This window comes from Rhizobium sp. Leaf311 (genome assembly GCF_001423445.1).
Classification (GTDB): domain Bacteria; phylum Pseudomonadota; class Alphaproteobacteria; order Rhizobiales; family Rhizobiaceae; genus Agrobacterium.
The window spans coordinates 69128-90756 of record NZ_LMNZ01000001.1 but is presented as its reverse complement, the minus strand read 5'-3'; the positions used below and the strand labels follow the sequence as shown (position 1 = coordinate 90756).

The 21629-nt window shown below is 57.4% G+C and carries 20 protein-coding genes; 8 read left to right on the top strand and 12 right to left on the bottom strand.

Features of this window, described 5'->3' with window-relative positions; translation table 11 throughout:
- Positions 1-37: 37 nt before the first annotated feature.
- From ASF69_RS00380 to ASF69_RS00370, 3 genes are all read right to left on the bottom strand, one after another.
- Positions 38-1060: an ABC transporter substrate-binding protein gene (locus tag ASF69_RS00380; RefSeq protein ID WP_062584255.1), complete on the bottom strand. Its 1023-nt coding sequence runs from the start codon at positions 1058-1060 to the stop codon at positions 38-40.
- Positions 1057-2124: a LacI family DNA-binding transcriptional regulator gene (locus ASF69_RS00375; protein ID WP_062584253.1), complete on the bottom strand. Its 1068-nt coding sequence runs from the start codon at positions 2122-2124 to the stop codon at positions 1057-1059. The genes ASF69_RS00380 and ASF69_RS00375 overlap by 4 nt, the downstream gene beginning before the upstream one ends.
- A gap of 119 nt (positions 2125-2243) precedes the next feature.
- Positions 2244-3158 carry a LysR family transcriptional regulator gene (locus tag ASF69_RS00370; protein ID WP_062584251.1) on the bottom strand — a complete coding sequence of 305 codons (915 nt, stop codon included), beginning with the start codon at positions 3156-3158 and terminating at the stop codon, positions 2244-2246.
- A gap of 96 nt (positions 3159-3254) precedes the next feature.
- Between ASF69_RS00370 and ASF69_RS00365 the strand changes: the two genes are divergently transcribed.
- The 3 genes from ASF69_RS00365 (at position 3255) to ASF69_RS00355 (ending at position 7519) form a co-directional block, all read left to right on the top strand.
- Positions 3255-4442 carry an acyl-CoA dehydrogenase gene (locus ASF69_RS00365; protein WP_062584249.1) on the top strand — a complete coding sequence of 396 codons (1188 nt, stop codon included), beginning with the start codon at positions 3255-3257 and terminating at the stop codon, positions 4440-4442.
- A gap of 283 nt (positions 4443-4725) precedes the next feature.
- Positions 4726-6162: an NAD-dependent succinate-semialdehyde dehydrogenase gene (locus ASF69_RS00360; RefSeq protein ID WP_062584247.1), complete on the top strand. Its 1437-nt coding sequence runs from the start codon at positions 4726-4728 to the stop codon at positions 6160-6162.
- A gap of 559 nt (positions 6163-6721) precedes the next feature.
- The gene (locus tag ASF69_RS00355; RefSeq protein WP_156461943.1) at positions 6722-7519 is read left to right on the top strand and encodes a hypothetical protein; all 798 of its coding nucleotides are present in this window, start codon (positions 6722-6724) and stop codon (positions 7517-7519) included.
- A 60-nt stretch (positions 7520-7579) separates the two neighbouring features.
- Here the strand turns inward: ASF69_RS00355 and ASF69_RS00350 are convergent, their stop codons facing one another.
- From ASF69_RS00350 to ASF69_RS00330, 5 genes are all read right to left on the bottom strand, one after another.
- A complete protein-coding gene (locus ASF69_RS00350; RefSeq protein WP_062584243.1) occupies positions 7580-8605 on the bottom strand; it encodes a sulfate/molybdate ABC transporter ATP-binding protein in 1026 nt (341 codons plus the stop codon).
- Positions 8602-9495, bottom strand: a complete 894-nt coding sequence (cysW, locus tag ASF69_RS00345) for a sulfate ABC transporter permease subunit CysW (protein WP_062584241.1) — start codon at positions 9493-9495, stop codon at positions 8602-8604. The genes ASF69_RS00350 and cysW overlap by 4 nt, the downstream gene beginning before the upstream one ends.
- Positions 9496-9499: 4 nt before the next feature.
- Positions 9500-10327 (bottom strand): sulfate ABC transporter permease subunit CysT, encoded by an 828-nt coding sequence (gene cysT / locus ASF69_RS00340; protein ID WP_112962928.1) that lies wholly within the window; start codon positions 10325-10327, stop codon positions 9500-9502.
- Positions 10328-10396: 69 nt separating this feature from the next.
- Positions 10397-11383: a thiosulfate ABC transporter substrate-binding protein CysP gene (gene cysP / locus ASF69_RS00335; protein ID WP_062584239.1), complete on the bottom strand. Its 987-nt coding sequence runs from the start codon at positions 11381-11383 to the stop codon at positions 10397-10399.
- Between the two features lie 148 nt (positions 11384-11531).
- Positions 11532-12605 (bottom strand): enoyl-CoA hydratase/isomerase family protein, encoded by a 1074-nt coding sequence (locus tag ASF69_RS00330; protein ID WP_062584237.1) that lies wholly within the window; start codon positions 12603-12605, stop codon positions 11532-11534.
- A 285-nt stretch (positions 12606-12890) separates the two neighbouring features.
- Here ASF69_RS00330 and ASF69_RS00325 point away from each other — a divergent pair, with 285 nt between their 5' ends.
- A complete protein-coding gene (locus ASF69_RS00325) occupies positions 12891-13127 on the top strand; it encodes a DUF2934 domain-containing protein (protein WP_062584235.1) in 237 nt (78 codons plus the stop codon).
- 83 nt (positions 13128-13210) lie between these two features.
- Here the strand turns inward: ASF69_RS00325 and ASF69_RS00320 are convergent, their stop codons facing one another.
- Together ASF69_RS00320 and nspC are read right to left on the bottom strand one after the other, a co-directional pair.
- Positions 13211-14449, bottom strand: coding sequence for a saccharopine dehydrogenase family protein (locus tag ASF69_RS00320; protein ID WP_062584234.1), 1239 nt, complete (start codon positions 14447-14449; stop codon positions 13211-13213).
- 47 nt (positions 14450-14496) lie between these two features.
- Complete coding sequence (nspC, locus tag ASF69_RS00315) at positions 14497-15594, bottom strand: carboxynorspermidine decarboxylase (protein WP_062584232.1); 1098 nt, start codon at positions 15592-15594, stop codon at positions 14497-14499.
- 223 nt (positions 15595-15817) lie between these two features.
- Between nspC and ASF69_RS00310 the strand changes: the two genes are divergently transcribed.
- The 3 genes from ASF69_RS00310 to galE all read left to right on the top strand — a co-directional run bounded on the left by ASF69_RS00310 (position 15818) and on the right by galE (position 17723).
- A complete protein-coding gene (locus ASF69_RS00310) occupies positions 15818-16159 on the top strand; it encodes a DNA-binding protein (protein ID WP_062584230.1) in 342 nt (113 codons plus the stop codon).
- Between the two features lie 9 nt (positions 16160-16168).
- A complete protein-coding gene (locus ASF69_RS00305) occupies positions 16169-16600 on the top strand; it encodes a hypothetical protein (protein ID WP_062584228.1) in 432 nt (143 codons plus the stop codon).
- A 139-nt stretch (positions 16601-16739) separates the two neighbouring features.
- The gene (gene galE / locus ASF69_RS00300) at positions 16740-17723 is read left to right on the top strand and encodes a UDP-glucose 4-epimerase GalE (RefSeq protein WP_062584226.1); all 984 of its coding nucleotides are present in this window, start codon (positions 16740-16742) and stop codon (positions 17721-17723) included.
- A gap of 116 nt (positions 17724-17839) precedes the next feature.
- Here the strand turns inward: galE and ASF69_RS00295 are convergent, their stop codons facing one another.
- Positions 17840-18394 (bottom strand): PRC-barrel domain-containing protein, encoded by a 555-nt coding sequence (locus ASF69_RS00295; protein ID WP_062584224.1) that lies wholly within the window; start codon positions 18392-18394, stop codon positions 17840-17842.
- Positions 18395-18644: 250 nt separating this feature from the next.
- Between ASF69_RS00295 and ASF69_RS00290 the strand changes: the two genes are divergently transcribed.
- On the top strand, positions 18645-20354 hold the full coding sequence (locus ASF69_RS00290) for a sensor histidine kinase (RefSeq protein ID WP_062584222.1): 1710 nt from the start codon (positions 18645-18647) through the stop codon (positions 20352-20354).
- A 241-nt stretch (positions 20355-20595) separates the two neighbouring features.
- On the opposite strand, the gene ASF69_RS00285 is transcribed toward ASF69_RS00290, so the two are convergent.
- Entirely contained in the window at positions 20596-21591 is a 996-nt protein-coding gene (locus ASF69_RS00285; RefSeq protein WP_062584220.1) for a sensor histidine kinase, read from the bottom strand.
- Positions 21592-21629 lie beyond the last annotated feature (38 nt).

Below are 21629 nucleotides of genomic sequence, written 5' to 3'. Positions count from 1 at the left end.
GGCGCGACGTCGCGTTCGGTCGCAGCCCCGTGTTTATTTACTGACCCACCTTCGCATTCCACTCCGACAACCACTTGTCGCGGTTATCCAGCGTCGCAGCGGATGGAATCAGCTGCAGGCTCTTGGCCGTTTCATCGCCATAGGTGATGTTGTTGGCGACCTCGTCGGAAACCTTCACTTCCTTGTTGGTCGGGCTGTCCACCAGCTTTTCGGCCAGCGCCTTCTGCACATCTGTGGAGAGCCAGAAATCCATGAATTGCAGCGCCAGATCTTCGTTTTTGCCGTTCTTGGGAACGATCAAAACATTCATGCCGCCCGTCTGGCCTTCTTTCGGCGTTGCCCATGCCAGCGGCAGGTCAAGCTTGGTGAAAGGAGCCCAGGAGAAACGTCCGATCGGGGCGGCCCAGATTTCTTCCTGCTGCATGAGCTGCACCAGCTGCGAGGACTTGACGTAGAAGGTGACGATCTCGTCCTTCTTTTCACCAACAGCCTCGATGGCGCCGGAGAGGTCAGGCGTATCCTTGCCGAGCGCCTTGCCCAGCATATAAAGCGCTGGCGGGCCCTGATTGGTGGTGACGTTCGGGAAGGCGACGTGATCGACCACGCCGTCCTTCAGAAGATCGGCCCAGCTCTCGATCTTCATCTTGTCGGTGCGATAGACGATGGAGGTGGCGTAGAAGTTGACGCCGACGCTCATGCCGTCGCCATTCGGGTCCTTGGCGATATCATAGAGCTTTTCGATATTCGGCACCTTGCTCGCATCGATCTTCTGGACGAGATCCTTGCGGGCAGCGGACAGCGCGTCGGCCATGGAAACGATGGCAAGGTCGATGACCGGGCTTGCCTTGTTGGCTTCCATCTTTGCCAGACGCTCGACGCTGTTGCCGGTTTCCACCACCAGCTTGCAGCCGCACTTGGCTTCAAACGGCGCGTAGACCAGTTCCTTGAATTCGTCCTGCGCAAAGGCATAGACGGAAATGGTCAGCGTCTTGTCCTGCGCCTGCGCGGCACCCATGGACAGCATCAGCGCCGTGCCAGATGCCAGAATGATCTTCTTCATGATGTGAGTTCTCCTGCTGTCGAGGTTTTCTTTGACGTCTGCGTCTTCTTATTTGGCCCGGAAGAATGGCGAATGACCAGTTCCATCGCAACTTTTGATATATCGGCCGCAACACCACCCGTGGCCGTGCGGTCCGCCGGGTTTTCCGCATCGATACTGCGGACCAGTGCCGTAATCGCGAGATCGGCAATTCGCAGCATGTCCATGCGGATGGTCGTTAGCGCGGGGGTAACGACGGGTGCCCAGATGAGATCGTCGAAACCGGTGACACTGACCTGTTCCGGCACGGTGATGCCACCCTGCTGCAGCTCGGTGAGAACGCGAAGCGCGTGAAGATCGGAGACTGCCGCGAACGCCGTAAAGCCCTGCGAGACCTTGGCCGCAACACCCAGAGGGCAGCCAGCGCCATTCTGCTTTTCCAGGGAGGCAATCCACAGCGTCTCTGTTTCGGCCACACCGGAAAGGCCGGAACGTATGCCGCCGACGCGGTCGTTCTGCACATTGGAGTCAGGATTATTACCGATGATGACCACTTTGCGGTGGCAAAGCTGCGCCAGATGACGACCGATCTGGACGCCGCCGTCCCAATGATCGGCCGCGACCGTGTTGCCGGGGGTAGAGGGAGAATCGATCACCGCAACCGGGCAACCGACATTGCCGATGCGCGTGCCGCGACGCGGCACCACCACCATGCCCTCGACGCCGCGCTCGATCAGCCGGTTGATGGCATCCGTCTGCTTGGCGACATCACCGTGGCTATCCGCAATCAGCACGCCGTAGCCGGCTTTGTCGGCGGCCTTTTCGATGGCCTGCGCGATCTGCGGGAAAAGCGGATTGGCGATGTCAGGCAGCACAAGGCCGAGAACACCGCTTTTGCCGGTGCGCAGCGCACGACCGGCAACGCTTGGGACATAACCCAACTCGCCAGCCTTGAGGCGGATTTTTTCGGACAGCTCGTTGGAGACCCGACCCTTGCCGGAAAGCGCATTCGACACCGTCGCTGCCGACACACCCAGTGCCGAAGCGATTGCCGTCAGATTTGCTCCTGCACGACCCGAAGTCATGGCGCGCCACCCTCGTGATTAAACGTTTAATCAGACTTAACGGCAAAAGCCATTCTTGTCGAGTCGGCAGCGGGCGGGTCGTCGGGAGAAAACCCTAAGTAGCGACAGGAACAACGAAATTATCGCTCGTTGTCGGCGCGAAAGCCCTCGACTTCAGCCAGTAACCACTGTCTGAACAGGACCACAGGCGCGTGGTTGATGCGCGAAAGCGGCGCCACCGCATAGTATGAGCTGGGGCTTTTGACCTGATGATCGAAGGCGGCGACCAGTTGCCCGGCCTTCAGTTCGATATCGATGAGAAAGAGAGGCATGAGCGCAACGCCAAGCCCGGCAATGCAGCCTTGGGCGACGCTGGAAAACTGCTCGAACCGCATCGCAGGCGCATTCTGGACGGCGAGCCCGAGGCTCTGGAACCAGTGATCCCACGCGCCGGGCCGCGAGGCCATATGCAGCAATGGCAGGGTGGAAATATCCTGCGCCCTTGAAATGGGGTGCTGCGCCAGAAAGGACGGGCTGCAGACAGGCGCCACCATCTCGTCCATCAGAAACGTGCTTTCCGCCGCTGGCCAATCCGGCTGGCCGATATGGATGGCCATATCCAGCCCTTCCTTTTCGAAATCGAACTGGCCGATGCGGGTTGCGAAGTTGAGCGTGATTTCCGGATGGGCCGCCACGAATTTGGGAATGCGCGGCAACAGCCAGCGCGTGCCGAAGGTGGGCAGCATGGCAAGGTTGAGCGTGTTGCCATGCGTTTTGGTCATAATCTGCAGGGAGGCGGAGCGGATATCACCAAGCGCAGTGCCGACGGCCTTGGCATAGGTCTGCCCTTCTGCTGTCAGCGCCACGCCCCGCGCGCCGCGCTCGAACAGCCGCACCCCAAGCTGCTCCTCCAGCGACATAACCTGCCGGCTGATAGCGCCTTGCGTTAGCGAAAGCTCATCTGCTGCCAGCGAAAAGCTGCCCAGCCGCGCCACGGAATCGAATGCGGCGAGAGCGCTGGTGGACGGCAGGAGTTTGCGGCTGAGCGAGGTCATGGCGCATTCCTATCTGTAATAGCAAAATGAGTAAACATGGCTTGCCGCTTCACCCACAAATGCCAATACTTGCCCCAGCAATTGTGGAGATTTACTGTGAGCGAACGCGCATCATTCAATTGGCAGGATCCGTTTCTGCTGGAAGACCAGCTGACCGAAGACGAGCGGATGATCCGCGATACGGCGGCAGCCTTTGCCCAATCCGAGCTTCTGCCACGCATCAATGAAGCCTATCTCGGCGAAACGACTGAACCTGAGCTTTTCCGCCTGATGGGCCAGACCGGCCTTCTGGGCGTGACGCTGCCTGAAAAATACGGCGCAGCCGAAGCGAGCTACGTGGCCTATGGCCTTGTGGCCCGCGAAGTCGAGCGTATCGACAGCGGCTATCGCTCGATGATGAGCGTGCAGTCCTCGCTCGTCATCTACCCGATCTTTGCCTATGGCTCGGAAGAGCAGAAGGACAAGTATCTGCCCGGCCTCGTCTCCGGCGAACTGATCGGCTGCTTCGGCCTGACGGAGCCGGATGCCGGTTCCGACCCGAACGGCATGAAGACCCGCGCCGAAAAGATTGCCGGTGGATACCGCCTGCGCGGCTCCAAGATGTGGATTTCCAACTCGCCGATCGCTGACGTCTTCGTCGTCTGGGCAAAATCCGAAGCCCATGACAATCAGATCCGCGGCTTCATCCTTGAAAAGGGCATGAAGGGCCTGTCCGCCCCCAAGATCGGCGGCAAGCTGTCGCTGCGCGCATCCATCACCGGCGAAATCGTCATGGACGGCGTGGAAGTGGGCGAAGACGCTCTGCTGCCCAACGTTTCGGGCCTCAAGGGTCCGTTCGGCTGCCTCAACCGCGCCCGATATGGCATTTCCTGGGGTGTTCTGGGTGCTGCCGAAGATTGCTGGTTCCGCGCCCACCAATATGGCATGGACCGCAAGCAATTCGGCAAGCCGCTGGCCGGCATGCAGCTTTACCAGAAGAAGCTGGCGGATATGCAGACGGAAATCACGCTCGGCCTTCAGGCATCGCTGCGCGTCGGTCGCCTGTTTGATGAGCACAAGATGGCGCCGGAAATGATCTCCATCGTCAAGCGCAACAACTGCGGCAAGGCGCTGGATATCGCCCGTCAGGCTCGCGACATGCACGGCGGCAACGGCATCCAGATCGAATACCACGTCATGCGCCACGCGCAGAACCTGGAAACGGTCAACACCTATGAAGGCACCCATGACGTGCACGCGCTGATCCTGGGCCGCGCCCAGACCGGCCTTCAGGCGTTCTTCTAAGATCGCTGATTTGAGCAACCGGCGGCGCCCTGCCGCCGGTTTTGCTGCGACGCGAAATAAATAATACTTTTTAATCCGGCTGGCGGTTGAAACCGCCGCTATACGAATTAATATAGAGACGTCATCATCGTCTCTGGCAATTCATTTGCCATATCCGGTTTCGCTGCCTTCGATAGTCCCACCACGGAAGACATGTCATGCAGCGCCGGTAAATTCCGAGACCGCATATTAAACGAAGGCTCCGGCATCCCTGCCGGTCGGTCAAGTCACGAAGGTATTTCGAATGCACAGCTATCCCGACATCAAGCTCCTCATCAACGGCGAATGGCGCGATGCCCTTTCGGGCAAGACCATCGCCGTTTCCGATCCAGCCACCGACGAAATCATCGGTGCAATAGCCCATGCGGAGAAGGCAGACCTGGATCTGGCGCTGGATGCTGCCGACAAGGGCTTCAAGATCTGGCGCGATACGTCGCCCTATGACCGTTCCAAGATCATGCGCAAGGCCGCTGATCTGCTGCGTGAACGCAAGGACAAGATCGCCTGGTTGATGACCCGCGAGCAGGGCAAGCCGCTGGCACAATCTGCCATGGAAGTCATGGGCGCTGCCGACACCATCGACTGGTTTGCCGAAGAAGCCCGCCGCACCTACGGCCAGGTCATCCCTGCCCGCGCAACCGGCGTTTCGCAGCTTGCCATCAAGCTGCCGGTCGGCCCTGTTGCCGCCTTCACGCCCTGGAACTTCCCAATCAACCAGATCGTGCGCAAGCTTTCCGCAGCGCTTGCAACCGGCTGCTCCATCATCGTCAAGGCGCCTGAGGAAACACCGGCCTCTCCGGCTGAGCTGATCCGCGCTTTCGTGGATGCTGGCGTGCCCGCTGGTGTCGTCAACCTCGTTTACGGCGTTCCAGCCGAAATCTCCGAATATCTGATCCCGCATCCGGTGATCCGCAAGATTTCCTTCACCGGTTCGACGCCGGTCGGCAAGCATCTGGCGGCATTGGCTGGCAAGCACATGAAGCGCGCCACGATGGAGCTGGGCGGCCATGCACCCGTGATGATTTTCGACGACGCCGATATCGAAAAGGCCATCGAAGTCACGTCCATGTCCAAATTCCGCAATGCCGGCCAGGTCTGCGTCGCGCCAACCCGCTTCCTCGTGCAGGAGGGTGTTGCCGATCGTTTCCTTGAAGGCTTCGTTGAAGCGGCAAAGGCGATCAAGGTCGGCAACGGCCTCGAAGAGGGCGTCGGCATGGGACCGCTTGCCAATGAACGCCGCATCCCCGCCATGGAAGCCCTCATTCAGGACGCCGTCTCCAACGGTGCCGAACTGAAGACCGGCGGCAAGCGTATCGGCAACAAGGGCAACTTCTTCGAGCCGACCGTTCTGGCGAATGTGCCTGTGTCTGCCAAGATCATGAACGACGAGCCATTTGGCCCGGTCGCCATCGTCAACCGCTTCAAGACCTATGACGACGCCATCACCGAAGCCAACCGCCTGCCCTTCGGCCTTGCATCCTACGCCTTCACCGGCTCGGTCAAGACCGCACACGCGCTTGGCCGTCAGGTCGAGGCTGGCATGCTGACCATAAACCACAACGGCCTTGCCCTGCCGGAAGTCCCCTTCGGCGGCGTCAAGGATTCGGGCTACGGCACCGAAGGCGGTTCGGAGGCTGTTCAGGCCTATCTCGAAACCCGCTTCGTCAGCCAGATGAACTGATAGCGAGTATCAAAAAAAAGCCGGGAGCCTTTTAGGCATCCCGGCAACATAATTCTATTAGAAGCAGGGCGGCTAAGCCGCGCGCTCTATTTAGCGGCTACGAAAATGTCCGCAGACAGATTCGAGTTTGCCGAAACGAATGCGTCGATAAGGGTTAACCCAAACCATAACATTCTCCTTTCAGAAGGCAGTGGGCCTTGAAAAGGAGCCAAATAAGTGCGATTCTAGCATTGCGCTGAACTAGTGATCGCGGGGCCCTTGGCTCTTTTTCGATTGCTTGGTCATCTAAAGCCGCTCTTCCTGTTCCACCAGGTTGAGTGGCTTTTTCGTTAGTCTCCCCTCAGACGCCGATGGCCAGAACGTGAGGGGCTATACCATTACTTCCATCACACCAAATCCGTTTTGTTGGCGAGAATCGACCTCGCAATTCACGTATAACGAAAGAATCAATTTCTAGCAATATCTGCCTTTCGATTTACGCACTCGTTATACGAACACCTTGCGTTAAACACCAAGTTTGTGTACGGTTTTTACAAGTTAAGAGGCGTGAGGTGCACCCGTGGCAGACGAAAAAACCGAATTTCAAGCTACAGACGCTACACAGGAAACTGTGCCAGAAGACAAATCTAAGCGTGAACGCTCTTCAATAGAGTTTCCATACGTTCCTTTGGAAGCCGCAACGGAGGTAGCAAGAGCTATCTACGCTCGTTGCGGATTTGGTTCGTGTGATCAAGATGAACTAGCGGCGCAGATGGGACAAACCCTCAGTGGTGCATTTCGCATGAAGACCGGAGGCGCGAAGATTTTTGGTCTCGTTGAAAAAGACGGCAGAAGCGCTTTCAAGCTTAGTGAAATCGGAAAGCGAATTGTATCAAGCGAATTTGAACAAGCGGCCAAAGTCGATGCCTTTTTAAGTGTACCTCTGTATCAGCAACTTTATGACAAGTTTCGCGGTCACAACTTGCCGCCAACGAAGGCCCTAGAACGCGAAATGGAGGCTTTGGGTGTTCCTCATAAGCAGACAGATAGGGCGCGACAAGCTTTCGAGCGCTCTTCTTCTTACGCTGGTTTCTCTGACAGCGGTAAGGATCGATTGGTCAAACCCAGGATAGAAGGCCTTCAGAGCTCACCTCCTGAAAAGCCGACAAGCCATACACAAACTACAACGTCTGAAGTTGATCGGGTTCAATCAGTCGGACCTATATCACAGCAAGATGATATTGATCCTATTATCCGAGGGCTAATCAGTCGATTACCGGCATCTGGGGCTAATTGGTCTAAGTCAAAACGTAAACTTTGGCTGCAAATTCTCGAAAACAGCTTTGATTTAGTTTACGAAGATGACGAGATACTTTAGATTCCAACAACACGTTAAGTAAAATCGTTACGGTCAGGCAAGATCGCTATACTTAAACTTTTAACCCGCCGGAAAAATCTTTGCCCTTCGGATGACGATATGGCCGTGGTCGCCCGCCTCGACGGCGGTTTCCGGGGGAACGTCGAATTCCAGCTGGTCGCCTTCCATCGTGGACGCAATCACGCGGCGGTCGCCTGCGCGGTCCAGCACCCGGGTGACCTGCGCCGGGATACCATCATGCAAATCTTCCCATTCCAGATCGTTGGGGCGGGCATAGATATCGACGGGGCCATCGTCACGGCTATAGGCAAACGGCACTTCGGCCTTGCCGACGAAGACCTTGCCCCCACGCGCGATACCTGAAATTCGATTGGCATCTCCCAGGAAGCGCATGACGAAGGATGAATTTGGCTGGCGGCAGACCTCCTTCGGCGTACCCTGCTGCACGATTTCACCCTGATTGAGGATGACGACGCGGTCGGCGAGATCGAGTGCCTCTTCCTGGTCATGCGTCACGAAGATGGTGGTAATGCCAAGCTCGTTGTGGATTTCGCGAAGCCAGCGGCGCAGGTCGCGGCGCACATTGGCGTCGAGCGCGCCGAAGGGCTCGTCCAGCAAAAGGACCTTGGGATCGACCGAAAGCGCACGGGCCAAAGCCACGCGCTGGCGCTGGCCGCCGGAAATCTGCGCCGGGAACCGATCTCCCAAGCCGTCCAGCTTGACCAGCCGCAGCAATTCATCCACCCGCGCATCGATGGCGGCCTTGTCGCGCTTGACCTTGGAGACCTTCATGCCGAAGGCGATATTCTCATGCAGCGTCATATGCGGGAAAAGCGCGTAATGCTGGAAGACGAAGCCCACACCGCGATCACGCACCGGGATGTTGGTGGCGTCTTCATCACCGAAATAGATCTGGCCGCCATCGGCATATTCCAGCCCCGCCACCATGCGCAGGATCGTCGTCTTGCCGGAGCCGGAAGGACCAAGCAGGGCCAGCAATTCGCCGCTTTCGATATCGAGCGACACATCGCGCACCGCGCGGAACGTGTCGAAGGTTTTCACCACGTTTTCGAGGCGGATTTTCATGCATGTATCTCCGTAACGGTGTCGGTCTTGTCGGCCGCGCGTCTGGCGCCACGGCCCGCACCGCGCTTTTCGAGCGCCACCTTGGCGATGATCGTGACGACGGCGAGAGCCGCGAGTATGGACGCCGAGGCGAAAGCGCCAGCGGCCTGATAATCATGATAAAGAAGTTCGATATGCAGCGGCAGCGTGTTGGTCTGGCCGCGAATATTGCCCGAGACGACCGATACCGCGCCGAATTCCCCCATCACACGGGCGTTGCACAGCACAACGCCGTAAAGCAGCGCCCATTTGATATTGGGCAGCGTCACCGACATGAAGGTTCTCCAGCCGGATGCACCGAGCGATGTGGCCGCTTCTTCCAGATCGCGCCCCTGCGCCTGCATCAGCGGTATCAGTTCACGGGCGACAAATGGCGCGGTGACGAACATGGATGCGATGACGATGCCCGGCAGGGCAAACAGCACCTTGATGTCATAAGCGGCAAAGAAGGGTCCGAGCAGCCCCTGCAGGCCATAGACGAAGAGATAGGCCACACCCGCGACGATGGGCGAGATGGAAAACGGGATTTCGATGAGCACCAGCAGGAAGCGCCTACCCCGAAAATCGAATTTGGTGATGGCCCAAGCGGCGGCAATGCCAAAGGCCGTGTTGACGGGAACGGCAATCAGCGCGGTGACGACCGTCAGCATGATGGCGTGACGCGTATCCGGGTGGCCGATGGTCGCCGAGTAGGTTTTCCAGCCTTGCGAAAAGGCTTCCACGCCAATGACCACAAGTGGCGCCACGATGAGCAATGCGCCAACCACAAGCACGAAGGCGATGAGCGAACGCCGCACCCATGCTGCGTCCCCCACGCGCGGTGGCTTGCGACGGGATGAATGAACGTCCATCCGCTCAGCTCCTTACCGTATAGCGCAATGCGCGGGATTGAAGGTAGTTGGTGACAGCCAGCATGATGAATGCCGTAATCAGAAGCACGGAGGCAATCGCGGCGGCGGCCTGATAGTCATATTCTTCCAGCCGGATGAAGACGAGAAGCGAGGTGATTTCCGTCGAGAATGGTTGATTACCGGCGATGAAGATGATCGCCCCGAACTCGCCGAGACTTCTGGCAAAGGAGAGCGACAGGCCCGCGAGAATGGCGGGTGTCAGCAAAGGCAGCATGACCTTCCGGAAGATCTGCAGATCCGATCCGCCAAGCGATTGCGCGGCTTCCTCAAGGGCGGGATCCATATCTTCCAGCACCGGCTGAACCGTGCGCACGATAAAGGGAAGGCTGGTAAAGGCCATGGCGATGATGATGCCAAGCGGCGTATAGGCAACCTTGATACCGGCATGGGCAAGGACAGAGCCGAACCAGCCATTACCGGCAAACAGGGCGGTCAGCGCAATGCCTGCAACCGCGGTGGGCAAGGCAAAGGGAAGATCAACGATCGCATCGACAATGCGCCAGCCGGGGAAGCGATAGCGCGTCAGCACCCATGCCAGCGCAAGGCCGAACACGACATTGAACAACGTTGCCGCAAGCGCGCACAGCACGGTAACCCGGTAGCTTGCGACGGCACGGGGAGACGATACGATTGCCCAGTACTCAGCCGGGCCCAGACTTGCTGCCTTGAAGACCAGCGCCGCCAGCGGAAGAACGACGATGATGCCCACATAAAGCAGGGTAACGCCAAGGGATAACCGAAGCCCCGGCAGAACATTGCGTTTCAAACCCATCCCCCATCACGGAAAAATCGATCCGGCGGACAAGCCACCGGATCGATATCAAAATCAGCCATTCAGCGATTAGCGGCTGCCGTAAAGCGTATCAAGCACCGCACCCGACGCGAAATGATCTTTCTGGATCTTGTCCCAGCCGCCGAAGACATCGTCGACATTGACCAGACGAATTTCAGGGAACTGGTCCTTGAATTCGGCGGCCACCTTCGGGTCATGGACGCGGTGGCCGAACTGCGCAGCAACGCGCTGCCCCTCTTCCGTGTAAAGGAAATCGAGGTAGGTCTTTGCCAGCGCGCGCGAACCGCGCTTGTCGACGACCTTGTCTACGATCGCAACCGGAAATTCCGCCAGAAGGCTGACCGAGGGCACAACGCTTTCGAATTTGTCCGTGCCATATTGCTTGGCAATACCGCGCGTTTCGGCCTCGAACGTAATCAGCACGTCGCCGACTTCACGCTCCACGAAGGTCGTTGTCGCAGCGCGTCCCCCGGTATCAAAAACCGGCGTGTTTGCGAAGACCTTCTTGATGAAGTCCTGCACCTTGGCGTCATCGCCGCCAAACTTCTCTTTCGCGAAAGCGGTTGCCGCCAGATAGGTGTAGCGGGCGTTGCCGGATGTCTTGGGATTCGGGAAAACGATCTTTACGTCGTCACGCACCAGATCGTCCCAGTCCTTGATGTTCTTGGGATTGCCTGCGCGCACCAGAAAGGACGGGAAGGAATAGAAAGGCGAAGCGTTGTTGGCAAAGCCCTTCTGCCAGTCTGCCGACACGAAACCCTGCTTGACGAGGAAATCGATGTCGGTGACCTGATTGAAGGTGACGACATCGGCCTCAAGACCTTCCACAATGGCGCGGGCCTGCTTGGAGGTACCGGCATGTGACTGGTCGATGGTTACGCCGGGATGCGTCTTGACGAAGGCTTCGTTCTCCGCAGCAAAGACTTCGCGCGCAACGTCATAGGAGGCATTGAGAAGCGTCTTCGGCTCCTGCGCAAATGCAGACGTGGACAGAAGCGCCGCCAAGGCGGCACCGACTAGCATGATCCGTTTCATGAAAAACCCCAAAGCACCAGATATGGGGCACACAATAGGCAACTGGTCTCTTGGCAGCGAGGAATCCTGCTCCGCGAGCCGTCGCGAAGTTAGATTTTTTTACCCCGTTGCTGCGCGCTGTGAAACGGAAGTTGCGCGGCTTGCGGCATCAAAGCCGGTGATCCGGAAAAAGTGGCGTGAGCGAGGAAACAAAGTACCGGTCCAGCGCCTCACTGCTTACCGCCTGCAGAGTGTCGGGACGCCATTTTGGGTCACGGTCCTTGTCGATCAACGCGGCACGCACACCCTCGTAGAAATCATGGTTGCGAAGAACCTCGCAGCCAGCCACAAATTCACGCTCGAGGCACTCCACCAGGCCGGAGCTTTGTCCTCCCATGCGCAACAGGCGAAGTGTCAGCTTCAGACTCGTCGGAGACCGGGATTGAAGCGTGGCCACCGTCTCGCGCGCGAAATCATTGTCCAGGGCCGACAGCGCCGCAATGATCGCCTCGACGCTCTCGCCAGCAAAGGCAGCATCGATCAGGTCGCGGTTCCCAGCAAGCTGGCCTGTCCCTTCGGCCGGGGTTGCGAAGCTCTCTATGACGGCACCGATGTCTGCCGAGAAAGACACTCGGCCAAGCGCGTCCATCAGTTCCAAAAGACGGGCAGAGGGGATGTGGTAGTCGCCAAGACCGAGATAGATGGCATCGGCCGCACCAACTTCGCGGCCCGTCAGGCCAAGCCAGGTGCCCGCCTCTCCCGGCGCCTTGGGCAAAAGCCATGTCGCCCCGACATCGGGAAAATAGCCGATGGCCGTTTCGGGCATGGCAAGCCGGGTCCGCTCGGTCACGATGCGATACCGGCCATGTGCGGAAACCCCGACGCCACCGCCCATCACGATACCGTCCATGAAGGCAATGAAGGGTTTGGGATAATGCGCGATGGCATAGTTGAGCGGAAATTCCTCACGCCAGAAGCGTGTGCGGTCCGCTTCGCTTGCTGTCCTCGCCGCGTAGATCTGGCGGACATCGCCTCCTGCGCAAAGCCCGCGCTCACCCTCCCCGCACAGGATGACGCTGGTTATCTCAGGGTTTTGAGCAAATGCGCCAAGGCCTGCCTTGATGTCACGGACCATCGCTTCATTGAGACTGTTGATGGCCTTTGCCCGATTGAGACGAATCACCCCGGCACTGCCGAGGCTTTCGATGATGATTTCGCCCTGATCCGAGCTCTGCTGCATCATGCTCCTCCTCAAAAACAATGCGCTGCGGCATCAGTTTGAAGCTCGCGGGAACTTCACGCAACATTTATTGTTTTGTTGTCGACAGTCTCGGCGCAAACACGGTTGAAAACATTCAGAAAAACAACTTTGCCAGGTTGTCGCAGTGCAGCAATTTCACTTGACGTCCCTGCCTGGCATGGCATGTAATGAGTTGGTGAAATACCGGCGCGCTATCTTAGTCAAGCGTTGCAGCCGGCTGCATACAGACAGCCATCCCCTGGCTGATGGTTCTAATGGGAGATAGATATGCCGGTTTCAGAAAATGATTGGATCAGTAAACGCGCTTACACCCTGTGGGAGAATGAGGGACGTCCGCATGGACGCGACTCCGACCATTGGGCGCAGGCAAAGCAGGAATATTCACTGCTGCAAAATTCCAAGGCCACCAAGCCCGCACACCGCAAGAAGGCAGATGTTGATCTGGCTCTGGCGGCAGAAGCGGCAAAGCCAAAAACGAAGGCGCGACGCGCTTCCGCTAAGTAAGTTCCTCCCAAGCAGCTTACGGGCCCGATGATACAAAAAGCCCCGGCAGATGAACTGACCGGGGCTTTTTTGTGCTCATTGGATCAGAATGACAGGGCGCGATCGCCGTTCTCATCCTTGATGCGGCTCGGCAGGCCGATCCGGTTGAGAATGTTGAGGAATGGCTGTGGTGGAAGCTCTTCCACATTCGCCATCTGCTTGACATCCCACTCGCCCGTCGCGATCAGCATGGCTGCAGCAACCGGTGGCACGCCGGCCGTGTAGGAAATGCCCTGGCTGCCCACCTCTTCATAGGCTTCCTTGTGGTCAGCCACGTTGTAGATGAAGACTTCCCGCTCCTTGCCATCCTTGGTGCCCTTGACGATATCGCCAATGCAGGTCTTGCCGACATAATCAGGCGCAAGCGAGGACGGATCGGGCAGCACGGCCTTTACGACCTTGAGCGGCACGACTTCCAGACCTTCCGCCGTCTTGACCGGCTTTTCCGAGAGTAGGCCGAGGTTCTTCAGCACCGTGAAGACGTTGATGTAATGGTCGCCGAAGCCCATCCAGAACCGCACGTCTGCGCCATCCATGTTCTTGGACAGCGAATGCACTTCGTCATGGCCCGTCATATAGGCCTTCTGCTTGCCGACGACGGGCAGATCGAATTCCTGACCGACTTCGAACATCTGGTTCGTCTGCCACTGGTTGTTCTGCCAGGAATAGACGACGCCGGTAAATTCACGGAAATTGATTTCCGGATCGAAGTTGGTTGAGAACCAGCGACCATGGCTGCCGGCGTTGATATCGACGATATCGACCGAGGTGACCTTGTCGAAATACTCATCCTTGGCAAGACGCGCATAGGCGTTGACGACGCCGGGATCGAAGCCGACGCCCAGAATGGCGGTGACGCCCTTTTCCTTGCATTCGGCAGCACGCTGCCATTCGTAATTGCCATACCATGGCGGATTTTCGCAGATCTTGGTCGGATCCTCGTGGATCGCCGTATCCATATAGGCAACACCTGTGTCCATGCAGGCACGAAGAACGGACATGTTGACGAAGGCCGAGCCGACATTGATGACGATCTGAACGCCGGTCTTAGCAATCAAGGCTTTCGTCGCCTCGATATCCATCGCGTCAAGCGCATGGGCCTCAAGCTTTACGTCTGTCTTGAGGCTCTTCTTTTCGCGTACGGATTCGACAATCTTGCGGCACTTTTCAAGCGTGCGTGACGCAATATGAATGTCTCCCAATACATCGCTGTTCTGGGCGCACTTATGCGCCACGACCTGTGCTACGCCACCGGCGCCGATGATGAGAACGTTCTTCTTCATTTCAGGTGATGCCTCCTTTTCCCCGCAGGGGTGAGTTTGTGGATAGATCAAGACAGACTTTGCTGGAAATCGGCAAAGTCGAATTCACGGACTGCACGAACCGTGCCATCGAGTTCCTTGATGGCGATTGTCGGCATTTTGACGCCATTGAACCAGTTCTTCTTGACCATGGTGTAACCGGCCGCATCCTGGAAGGACACGCGGTCACCAACCTTCAGTTCATGGTCAAAACGGAATTCGCCGAACACATCGCCCGCAAGGCAGGACTTGCCACATACCATATAGGCATGGTCGCCTTCATCAGGCGAAACCTTGGCGCTTTCGCGGTAGATCAAGAGATCAAGCATGTGCGCTTCGATGGAACTGTCGACGATGGCAAGGTTCTTGCCGTTAAACAGCGTATCGAGCACCGTTACCTCAAGCGTCGTGCTCTTGGTGATCGAGGCTTCGCCGGGCTCAAGATAGACCTGTACGCCATATTTTTCCGAAAACGCCTTGAGGCGATCGCAGAAACGGTCGATCGGATAATTGTCGCCGGTGAAGTGAATGCCACCACCAAGGCTGACCCATTCCGCCCGCGACAGAAGCGTGCCGAATTTTTCCTCGATCTGCGACAACATGCGGTCGAACAGTTCGAAATCACCGTTTTCGCAATTGTTGTGGATCATGAAGCCGGAAATGCGGTCCATGACCTTTTCGACCTTCGCCACATCCCATTCGCCCAGACGGCTGAAGGGACGGGCCGGATCGGCCAGATCGAAGGTGGAGGAGCTGACCTGCGGGTTGAGCCGCAGACCGCGCGTGATCCCTGATGCCTTGTCGGCAAAACGCTCCAGCTGGCTGATGGAATTGAAGATGATCTTGTCGGCGTTGGAGATGACCTCATCGATCTCGTAATCGGCATAGGCAACGCTATAGGCATGAGTCTCGCCGCCGAATTTCTCGCGACCCAATCGAACTTCGTAAAGCGAAGATGAGGTTGTGCCATCCATATATTGCGACATGAAATCGAACACGGACCACGTTGCAAAGCACTTCAGCGCCAGCAGGGCCTTGGCACCGGATTTTTCGCGCACATAGGCAATCTTCTCCATGTTGCGGAGAAGCCTGGTCTTGTCGATGAGATAATACGGTGTCTGAAGCATTGGCGGATCACATGTTGATGGAAGTCAAAGACGGTTCTGAATGACCGGCCTTATATGATGCTTGTGACAGGAAAACAAACCCGCAGAGAAGATTCTGTGCGACCGTTCTTTTTTCTGTCTGCAGAGGGAAGCTGGGGAACCAAACCTTGCCCGGCACGTTGTGAAACTACGCGTGGGCCGTTTACACGGCGTTTTGTGTCATCACTTCAGAAAAGGAAATATCATGGCGACGGTTCGCAACGTGGACGATAAAGTACGTGAAACCCTCGAAGGTGGCGATGTAGCTGATGTTTCCGCACAGCTTTCGCAACTGCGTGAAGACCTTGCAAACCTCGCTGGCAGCGTAAAAGCTCTGGGCGTCGGCGTTTCCTCCGAGGTCAAGGCGCGTGCATCGCGCGTTGCAGATGATGCGATGGCTGCGGGCGAAGAGACCGTTGACAATGTTCGCCACGAAATTCAGTCGATCAACGACAATCTGGTCTATCAGGTGCAGAAAAACCCTCTTCAATCTCTTGGTATTGCGGTTGCCGCAGGTTTCCTTATCGCCCTCGTCACACGGCGTTAAGGCTTCACCATGATTGAAGCGCTGCTGCTCTATCTTGGCGATACCCAGCGAGAAGGCCAACTCGTTACCAGACGCATCAAGACCAAGCTGATGCTGTGGACGCTGGCCGGGGTGTTTTTCGCAATCGCTTTCATCGCGCTCTGCGTCGGCGGCGCCATTTATCTGGCCAAGGAACTGGGTGCGGGGCCAGCGGCCTTCGTCATTGGCGGCGTCGCCTTTTTCCTTGGGGTCGTCATGCTCGTCAGTCTGGCGATCATGCGCAGACCAAGGGTCTATGCGACGCGACCTGTCGTTAGCCCCTTTGCACCGCTTGCGGCCGCACCTCTTGCGGTGCAGGCCGTTGCGGCGGGTGCCCTCAGAAACCGTCCCTATGTGACCTTGCTGACGGCGCTCGCGCTGGGCTACATCGCTTCTCGCACCACCGTACTGAAGAAAAAATAATCGGTACATGCCGACGATTACAAAGGCCGCCCTTCGCAGGGCGGCCTTTGTGCGTTGTGTGCGATAAATTTCCGCTGCCCTTCTGCCGACAAAATGATAGGCAGTTTTCCAGACGTCTGTTCAACGGAGAAAATGCTGGATGCGGAAGAAAGTTCTTGTTGTCGGCGGAGCCGGTTACATCGGTTCACATACATGCCTGCTGCTTGCCGAACGGGGCTATGAACCTGTCGTCTTCGACAACCTGTCCAACGGCCACGAGGAATTCGTCCGCTGGGGGCCGTTCGAGCACGGAGATATTCGCGATCGCGCCCGGCTTGATGAGGTCTTTTCCAAACACCAGCCGGAAGCCGTTCTGCATTTCGCTGCGCTGATCGAAGTGGGCGAGTCGGTAAAGAACCCGGTGGCGTTTTACGACAACAACGTCCTCGGTGCCCTGACCCTTCTGTCTGCAACGATGGATGCGGGCATCAAGGCTTTCGTCTTTTCGTCGACTTGCGCCACCTATGGCTTGCCAGAGCGCGTTCCACTCGACGAAACCCATCCCCAGGCGCCCATCAATCCCTATGGTCGCACAAAGTGGGTTGTGGAGCAGGCGCTCAAGGATTTCAGCACCTACAAGGGTCTGAAATCCGTGATGTTGCGCTATTTCAACGCGGCGGGTGCGGATTTTGAAGGCCGTATCGGCGAGTGGCACAAGCCTGAAACCCATGCCATCCCGCTCGCCATCGAGGCGGCGCTCGACCGTCGCCAAGGCTTCAAGGTTTTCGGCACGGACTATGATACGCGCGACGGAACATGCGTGCGTGACTATATTCACATCCTTGATCTCGCCGACGCGCATGTTCGCGCTGTCGACTATCTCCTGGCTGGAGGCGAGACGGTTGAGCTTAATCTTGGCACCGGGACCGGAACGACCGTAAAGGAATTGCTGGACACGATATCAGAGGTTTCCGGCAGACCGTTCCCTGTCGAATATACGGAACGCCGCGAGGGCGATTCCACCACGCTGGTTGCCAATAACGACAAGGCGCGTGAGGTGTTGGGCTGGGAGCCACAATATACGCTGACCGACATCATTCGTTCGGCATGGCGCTGGCATTCTTCCCGCAACGAAACAATGTGACCGGGACCAGCGCAGTTTTAGGCTGCGACAACTAAAGTTCCCGCAAAAGAAAACACCGGCCCCGATGGACCGGTGTTCCGCTACGATATGTCGTAGCTCCTCTCTCCCAGGAAAGGTTAGTTCTTGGGCGCAGTGGTCGCTGCGCCGTTCGTTGCCGGGGCCGCAGGAGCAGCAGCACCTTCGCCAGCGCTCTTTTCCTTCATCGTGACGAATTCCGGCGCGGCCTTGAGGGTTTCGGCTGTTTCCGTTGTCGTCAGACGGATCGTGCCGTTCTCCGTGTCACGGGTGACCGTAATCTTGTCCATCGGTACTGCCACATCCTTGGCACCGAGGCCCAGGAAACCACCGACGCCGACCACGGCTGCGACGATGCCGCCGTTTTCTTCCATGATCAGGTTGGTGACGCTGCCGATGCTTTCGTCAGCCGAGGTGTAAACGGCATTGCCGATATAGTCATTCGCGCTGATCTGGTTTGCAGCCTGCTCGGTGAGGTAGCTGCCAGAGGCCGCGGATGTTGTGCCGGTCATGGCTGGCGCTGCAGGCTCAGCTGTCGTTGCTGGTGCAGTCGTGCTTGGCGCTGGCTGGGTGGACGTCTGGGCCATAGCAAGGGGTGCGAATGTCGTGGAACCCAAGAGAGCGGCGGTAACGATCGTGGTGAGTGTCTTTTTCATTTCGTGCCTTCCTATTGTATCTTTTCGAAAACCTGCTCGTGACGGTTTTTCCGTTTCTGTGTGAGCCTGTTGGTTTGCAAACGACGACAGGTCAAAAATGGTTCCGCCACCTTTTTAGGCAATCAGGACGAAATCAACGACAAGAAATGATGCTTCTTAAGGCAATGAATTGCATTGCGCAGTCGCCACGCTTAAGCCATTCTGCATATGCCAGACACGATTTGCGCACCCGGTGAATTCCAGCGAAAACATGCAGAACCGAATCATTTCAAGACTGAGACAACGGCTTGCTGGATTCTTCCCGACCGCGCCCATAAGCGTTTATCTCGTTGTAATGACAACGGTAATTACCCTGCCTCTGGTCATCTTCGTTGGTTATCTGATGCTGAGGCTGGAAGCCAATGAACGCGACGACCTCCAGCGCGAGGCCGTTGAGGACGCCAGAGCAATCAGCCGGAATGTCGAGCGGCGGCTGCAGGAAATGTCGACCTCCCTCAATCTGCTCTCGCAGTTTCCAGAGCTGGAAAACGGCGACCTCTCGGCTTTTCACAAGCGAGTGAGCGAGAGCCTCGAAAAACAGGGTCTCTATGTCATCATCGCAAATCTCGATGGGAAGCAGCGCCTGAACAGCCGCGTTGCCTTCGATCAACCCCTGGGTCCAGTGCCGCCACACCTTAAGCTTGCGGAAGTGATTGCGGGTGGAAGAACCGCTGTCTCCAACATCTTCTTCGGGAATACCAGCAAGCAATGGGTATTCAACGTCATGCGGCCGCTGCCCAAGGCGCTCTCGGCGGCAGGCGACGCCTTTATCATGACTCAGAATGCCGAAGACCTGATGGGGCTGACATCGACAGACGGTCTGCCGCCGGGATGGTCCGTGGCGATCCTCGATGGAGGCAATCATATCGTCGCCTCCAGTGCGCAGGAGGCCAATGCTGCCGGAGCGCCCTTTGCCAACAGCGATGCCACCAGCCGGATGACATCTTTCAGCGGCAGCTTCGAAGATGACAATGGCATCATCTACGCCCACTCCCAGCTTCCGGGCTGGTCATGGAAGGCGGTGATCTGGGGGCCGGCGGACAACAGCCAGTCTGCCCTGATGAGCACCTGGCGAAAGATGATGATCGGCAGTTTCCTCCTCATCATGATTGCCATCGCCGGTGCCTATCTTGTCGGACGGCAGATGCGCGGCTCAATCAGAGCGCTGGTGGCGATGGCCCAACGGATCGGCGAAGGCGAGATCGTTGCGCCGGTCGATACTAAGATCAAGGAGGCCAATCAGGTTGCCGTCGCGCTTTCCAATGCCTCCTTCGACCGCAGTCAGGCGGAGGACCACACGCATCTCATTTTGCACGAGCTTGTCCATCGCTCGAAAAACATGCTGACCCTTGTGCAGGCCATGATGCGTCAGCTCGCGCGGGAAAACACCACTATCCCGGAATTTCAGAAAGCCGTCGATCATCGTCTTCGCGGCCTTGGAATGTCGATCACCGCGCTTTCCGAGGTTCAGTGGCAGGGCCTGCCCATGCGTCGCTTGATCGAAACCCATATCAATGTGTTTGGTCCCGCCGCAGATCAGGTGCGGTTAAGCGGCGAAGACTTCATGCTCTCGCCCGAGGCAGCGCAGAACCTGGGACTGGTGCTGCATGAGCTGACGACGAATTCCATCAAATACGGCGCCCTTTCCCGGAAAACCGCACATGTAGAGCTTAGCTGGACGCGGCATCAGGACGGCGCACATGACATGCTGACGGTCGACTGGAACGAGGTTGGCGGCCCCGCAGCCGTGGCCCCGACCCGGAGCGGCTTTGGGTCAACCATTATCAAACGTCACGCCGAAAGCTCATTTTCCGCAAATATTACAATGGATTACGCCGAGGACGGCTTCAGATGGACGCTAACGGCTCCACTGCGCCATTTCACCACCCGGAAAAATTCTGCGACCGTCGAAAAAATTTAATCATCGCGGGAACAGAAAAAGAGGTTTCGCGTTATTCCTGCAAGCCAAGCCACTCCCCGTCCCCGCCTGAGGCTTGGCGATGCAGGTTTTGCCCCTGAAAACCTGCCACAGATAGCACGGCTCTACGGAGCCGTGCTTTTGCTTTTCTGGGACTGGTTTTTCAAAAAAAGATGGACGCTCCCGCCATGTGAGCTCCTCACATGCACCAAACCTCGGGCAGAGTTTCGGTGCATGTCGAAGATCAGGTCGGTAGAGGCGCTGGAAATCTCAGGAAATAATCGATGTTATCGCCGCTCACGGAATAGGTCGCCTCACCCCCTAGGGCTGCTGGAACGACCTTTTCAAGCACCACGCTGCCAAAGTGGCTGCGCTTGTCTCCATCAGCGGAAACCGGTTGCGAAACGTCTATGGCAAGCGGCTCTGTCCAACGCACTTCGAAGAAATCGACATCCTTGCGACAATCGAGCGTGATGGGAAGGTGGCGTGAGAGGTTGCCACCGTGGCTGACGGTGTTGACCACGAGCTCGTGGAACGCCAGCCCCACATAGAGAGCGCCATTGGGGTTGAGCAGCAGGTTTTCCCCCACCATTTTGATCAGGTTGGGATATTCCGGCAGGTACAGATCGGACTGCTGGCGAAGCAGGTCGAATATCTCAGCACCACGCCAGTCGGAATCCGTGATCAGGTCCTGCGACTGCGCCAAGGCATGAAGCCTGCCGCGGAACTTCCGCAGGAAATCTTCCTTCGTGAAGCTGAAACGGGCTGTCTGGGCGGAAAGGCTTTGGATGATGGCGAGCAGGTTCTTGGAGCGGTGACTGACTTCCCGCAGAAGCGAGCGAAGCAATTGCTCGCGCCGTCGCTCAACCGTTATTTCACGGATCGTCGTCTTGAGAACACGCTGTCCCGACATATTGACCGTCGAGTAGACATGGAACTGGAACACGCGATCCTTGCCGGCGCTGACCTCCAGCATTCCACGGCTGCCCGCCGATGTCAGGTCCTTCTTCAACTCTGCCAGGCGGACGGCAAGGTCCTTACCGAACATCGTCAGATCGGTAGGGTCTTCGCCGGTCTCAGTCGGCAGGCTCCACACGTCGGGAAGGTTGGCGATAAAGATATACTCTCTATCGCGGTCCTGAAGCATGACCGTCTCATCAGAGTCCAGCAGGGCAAGCACGAGAGAATCGTGCAGATCACCCTCGTCCCGCTCCGCATTATGCCACGCCAGCCGATGCAATATGGTCTCCTAACGGGGAAGCGGCGAAGAGTGTCGCG

What these genes read in the sequence shown, in the direction of transcription:
- ASF69_RS00380 (WP_062584255.1), bottom strand. Translation starts at nt 1,060, where the DNA reads ATGAAGAAGATCATTCTGGCATCTGGCACGGCGCTGATGCTGTCCATG.
- ASF69_RS00375 (WP_062584253.1), bottom strand. Translation starts at nt 2,124, where the DNA reads ATGACTTCGGGTCGTGCAGGAGCAAATCTGACGGCAATCGCTTCGGCA.
- ASF69_RS00370 (WP_062584251.1), bottom strand. Translation starts at nt 3,158, where the DNA reads ATGACCTCGCTCAGCCGCAAACTCCTGCCGTCCACCAGCGCTCTCGCC.
- ASF69_RS00360 (WP_062584247.1), top strand. Translation starts at nt 4,726, where the DNA reads ATGCACAGCTATCCCGACATCAAGCTCCTCATCAACGGCGAATGGCGC.
- ASF69_RS00350 (WP_062584243.1), bottom strand. Translation starts at nt 8,605, where the DNA reads ATGAAAATCCGCCTCGAAAACGTGGTGAAAACCTTCGACACGTTCCGC.
- cysW (WP_062584241.1), bottom strand. Translation starts at nt 9,495, where the DNA reads ATGGACGTTCATTCATCCCGTCGCAAGCCACCGCGCGTGGGGGACGCA.
- cysT (WP_112962928.1), bottom strand. Translation starts at nt 10,327, where the DNA reads ATGGGTTTGAAACGCAATGTTCTGCCGGGGCTTCGGTTATCCCTTGGC.
- cysP (WP_062584239.1), bottom strand. Translation starts at nt 11,383, where the DNA reads ATGAAACGGATCATGCTAGTCGGTGCCGCCTTGGCGGCGCTTCTGTCC.
- ASF69_RS00330 (WP_062584237.1), bottom strand. Translation starts at nt 12,605, where the DNA reads ATGATGCAGCAGAGCTCGGATCAGGGCGAAATCATCATCGAAAGCCTC.
- ASF69_RS00325 (WP_062584235.1), top strand. Translation starts at nt 12,891, where the DNA reads ATGCCGGTTTCAGAAAATGATTGGATCAGTAAACGCGCTTACACCCTG.
- ASF69_RS00320 (WP_062584234.1), bottom strand. Translation starts at nt 14,449, where the DNA reads ATGAAGAAGAACGTTCTCATCATCGGCGCCGGTGGCGTAGCACAGGTC.
- nspC (WP_062584232.1), bottom strand. Translation starts at nt 15,594, where the DNA reads ATGCTTCAGACACCGTATTATCTCATCGACAAGACCAGGCTTCTCCGC.
- ASF69_RS00310 (WP_062584230.1), top strand. Translation starts at nt 15,818, where the DNA reads ATGGCGACGGTTCGCAACGTGGACGATAAAGTACGTGAAACCCTCGAA.
- ASF69_RS00305 (WP_062584228.1), top strand. Translation starts at nt 16,169, where the DNA reads ATGATTGAAGCGCTGCTGCTCTATCTTGGCGATACCCAGCGAGAAGGC.
- galE (WP_062584226.1), top strand. Translation starts at nt 16,740, where the DNA reads ATGCGGAAGAAAGTTCTTGTTGTCGGCGGAGCCGGTTACATCGGTTCA.
- ASF69_RS00295 (WP_062584224.1), bottom strand. Translation starts at nt 18,394, where the DNA reads ATGAAAAAGACACTCACCACGATCGTTACCGCCGCTCTCTTGGGTTCC.
- ASF69_RS00290 (WP_062584222.1), top strand. Translation starts at nt 18,645, where the DNA reads ATGCAGAACCGAATCATTTCAAGACTGAGACAACGGCTTGCTGGATTC.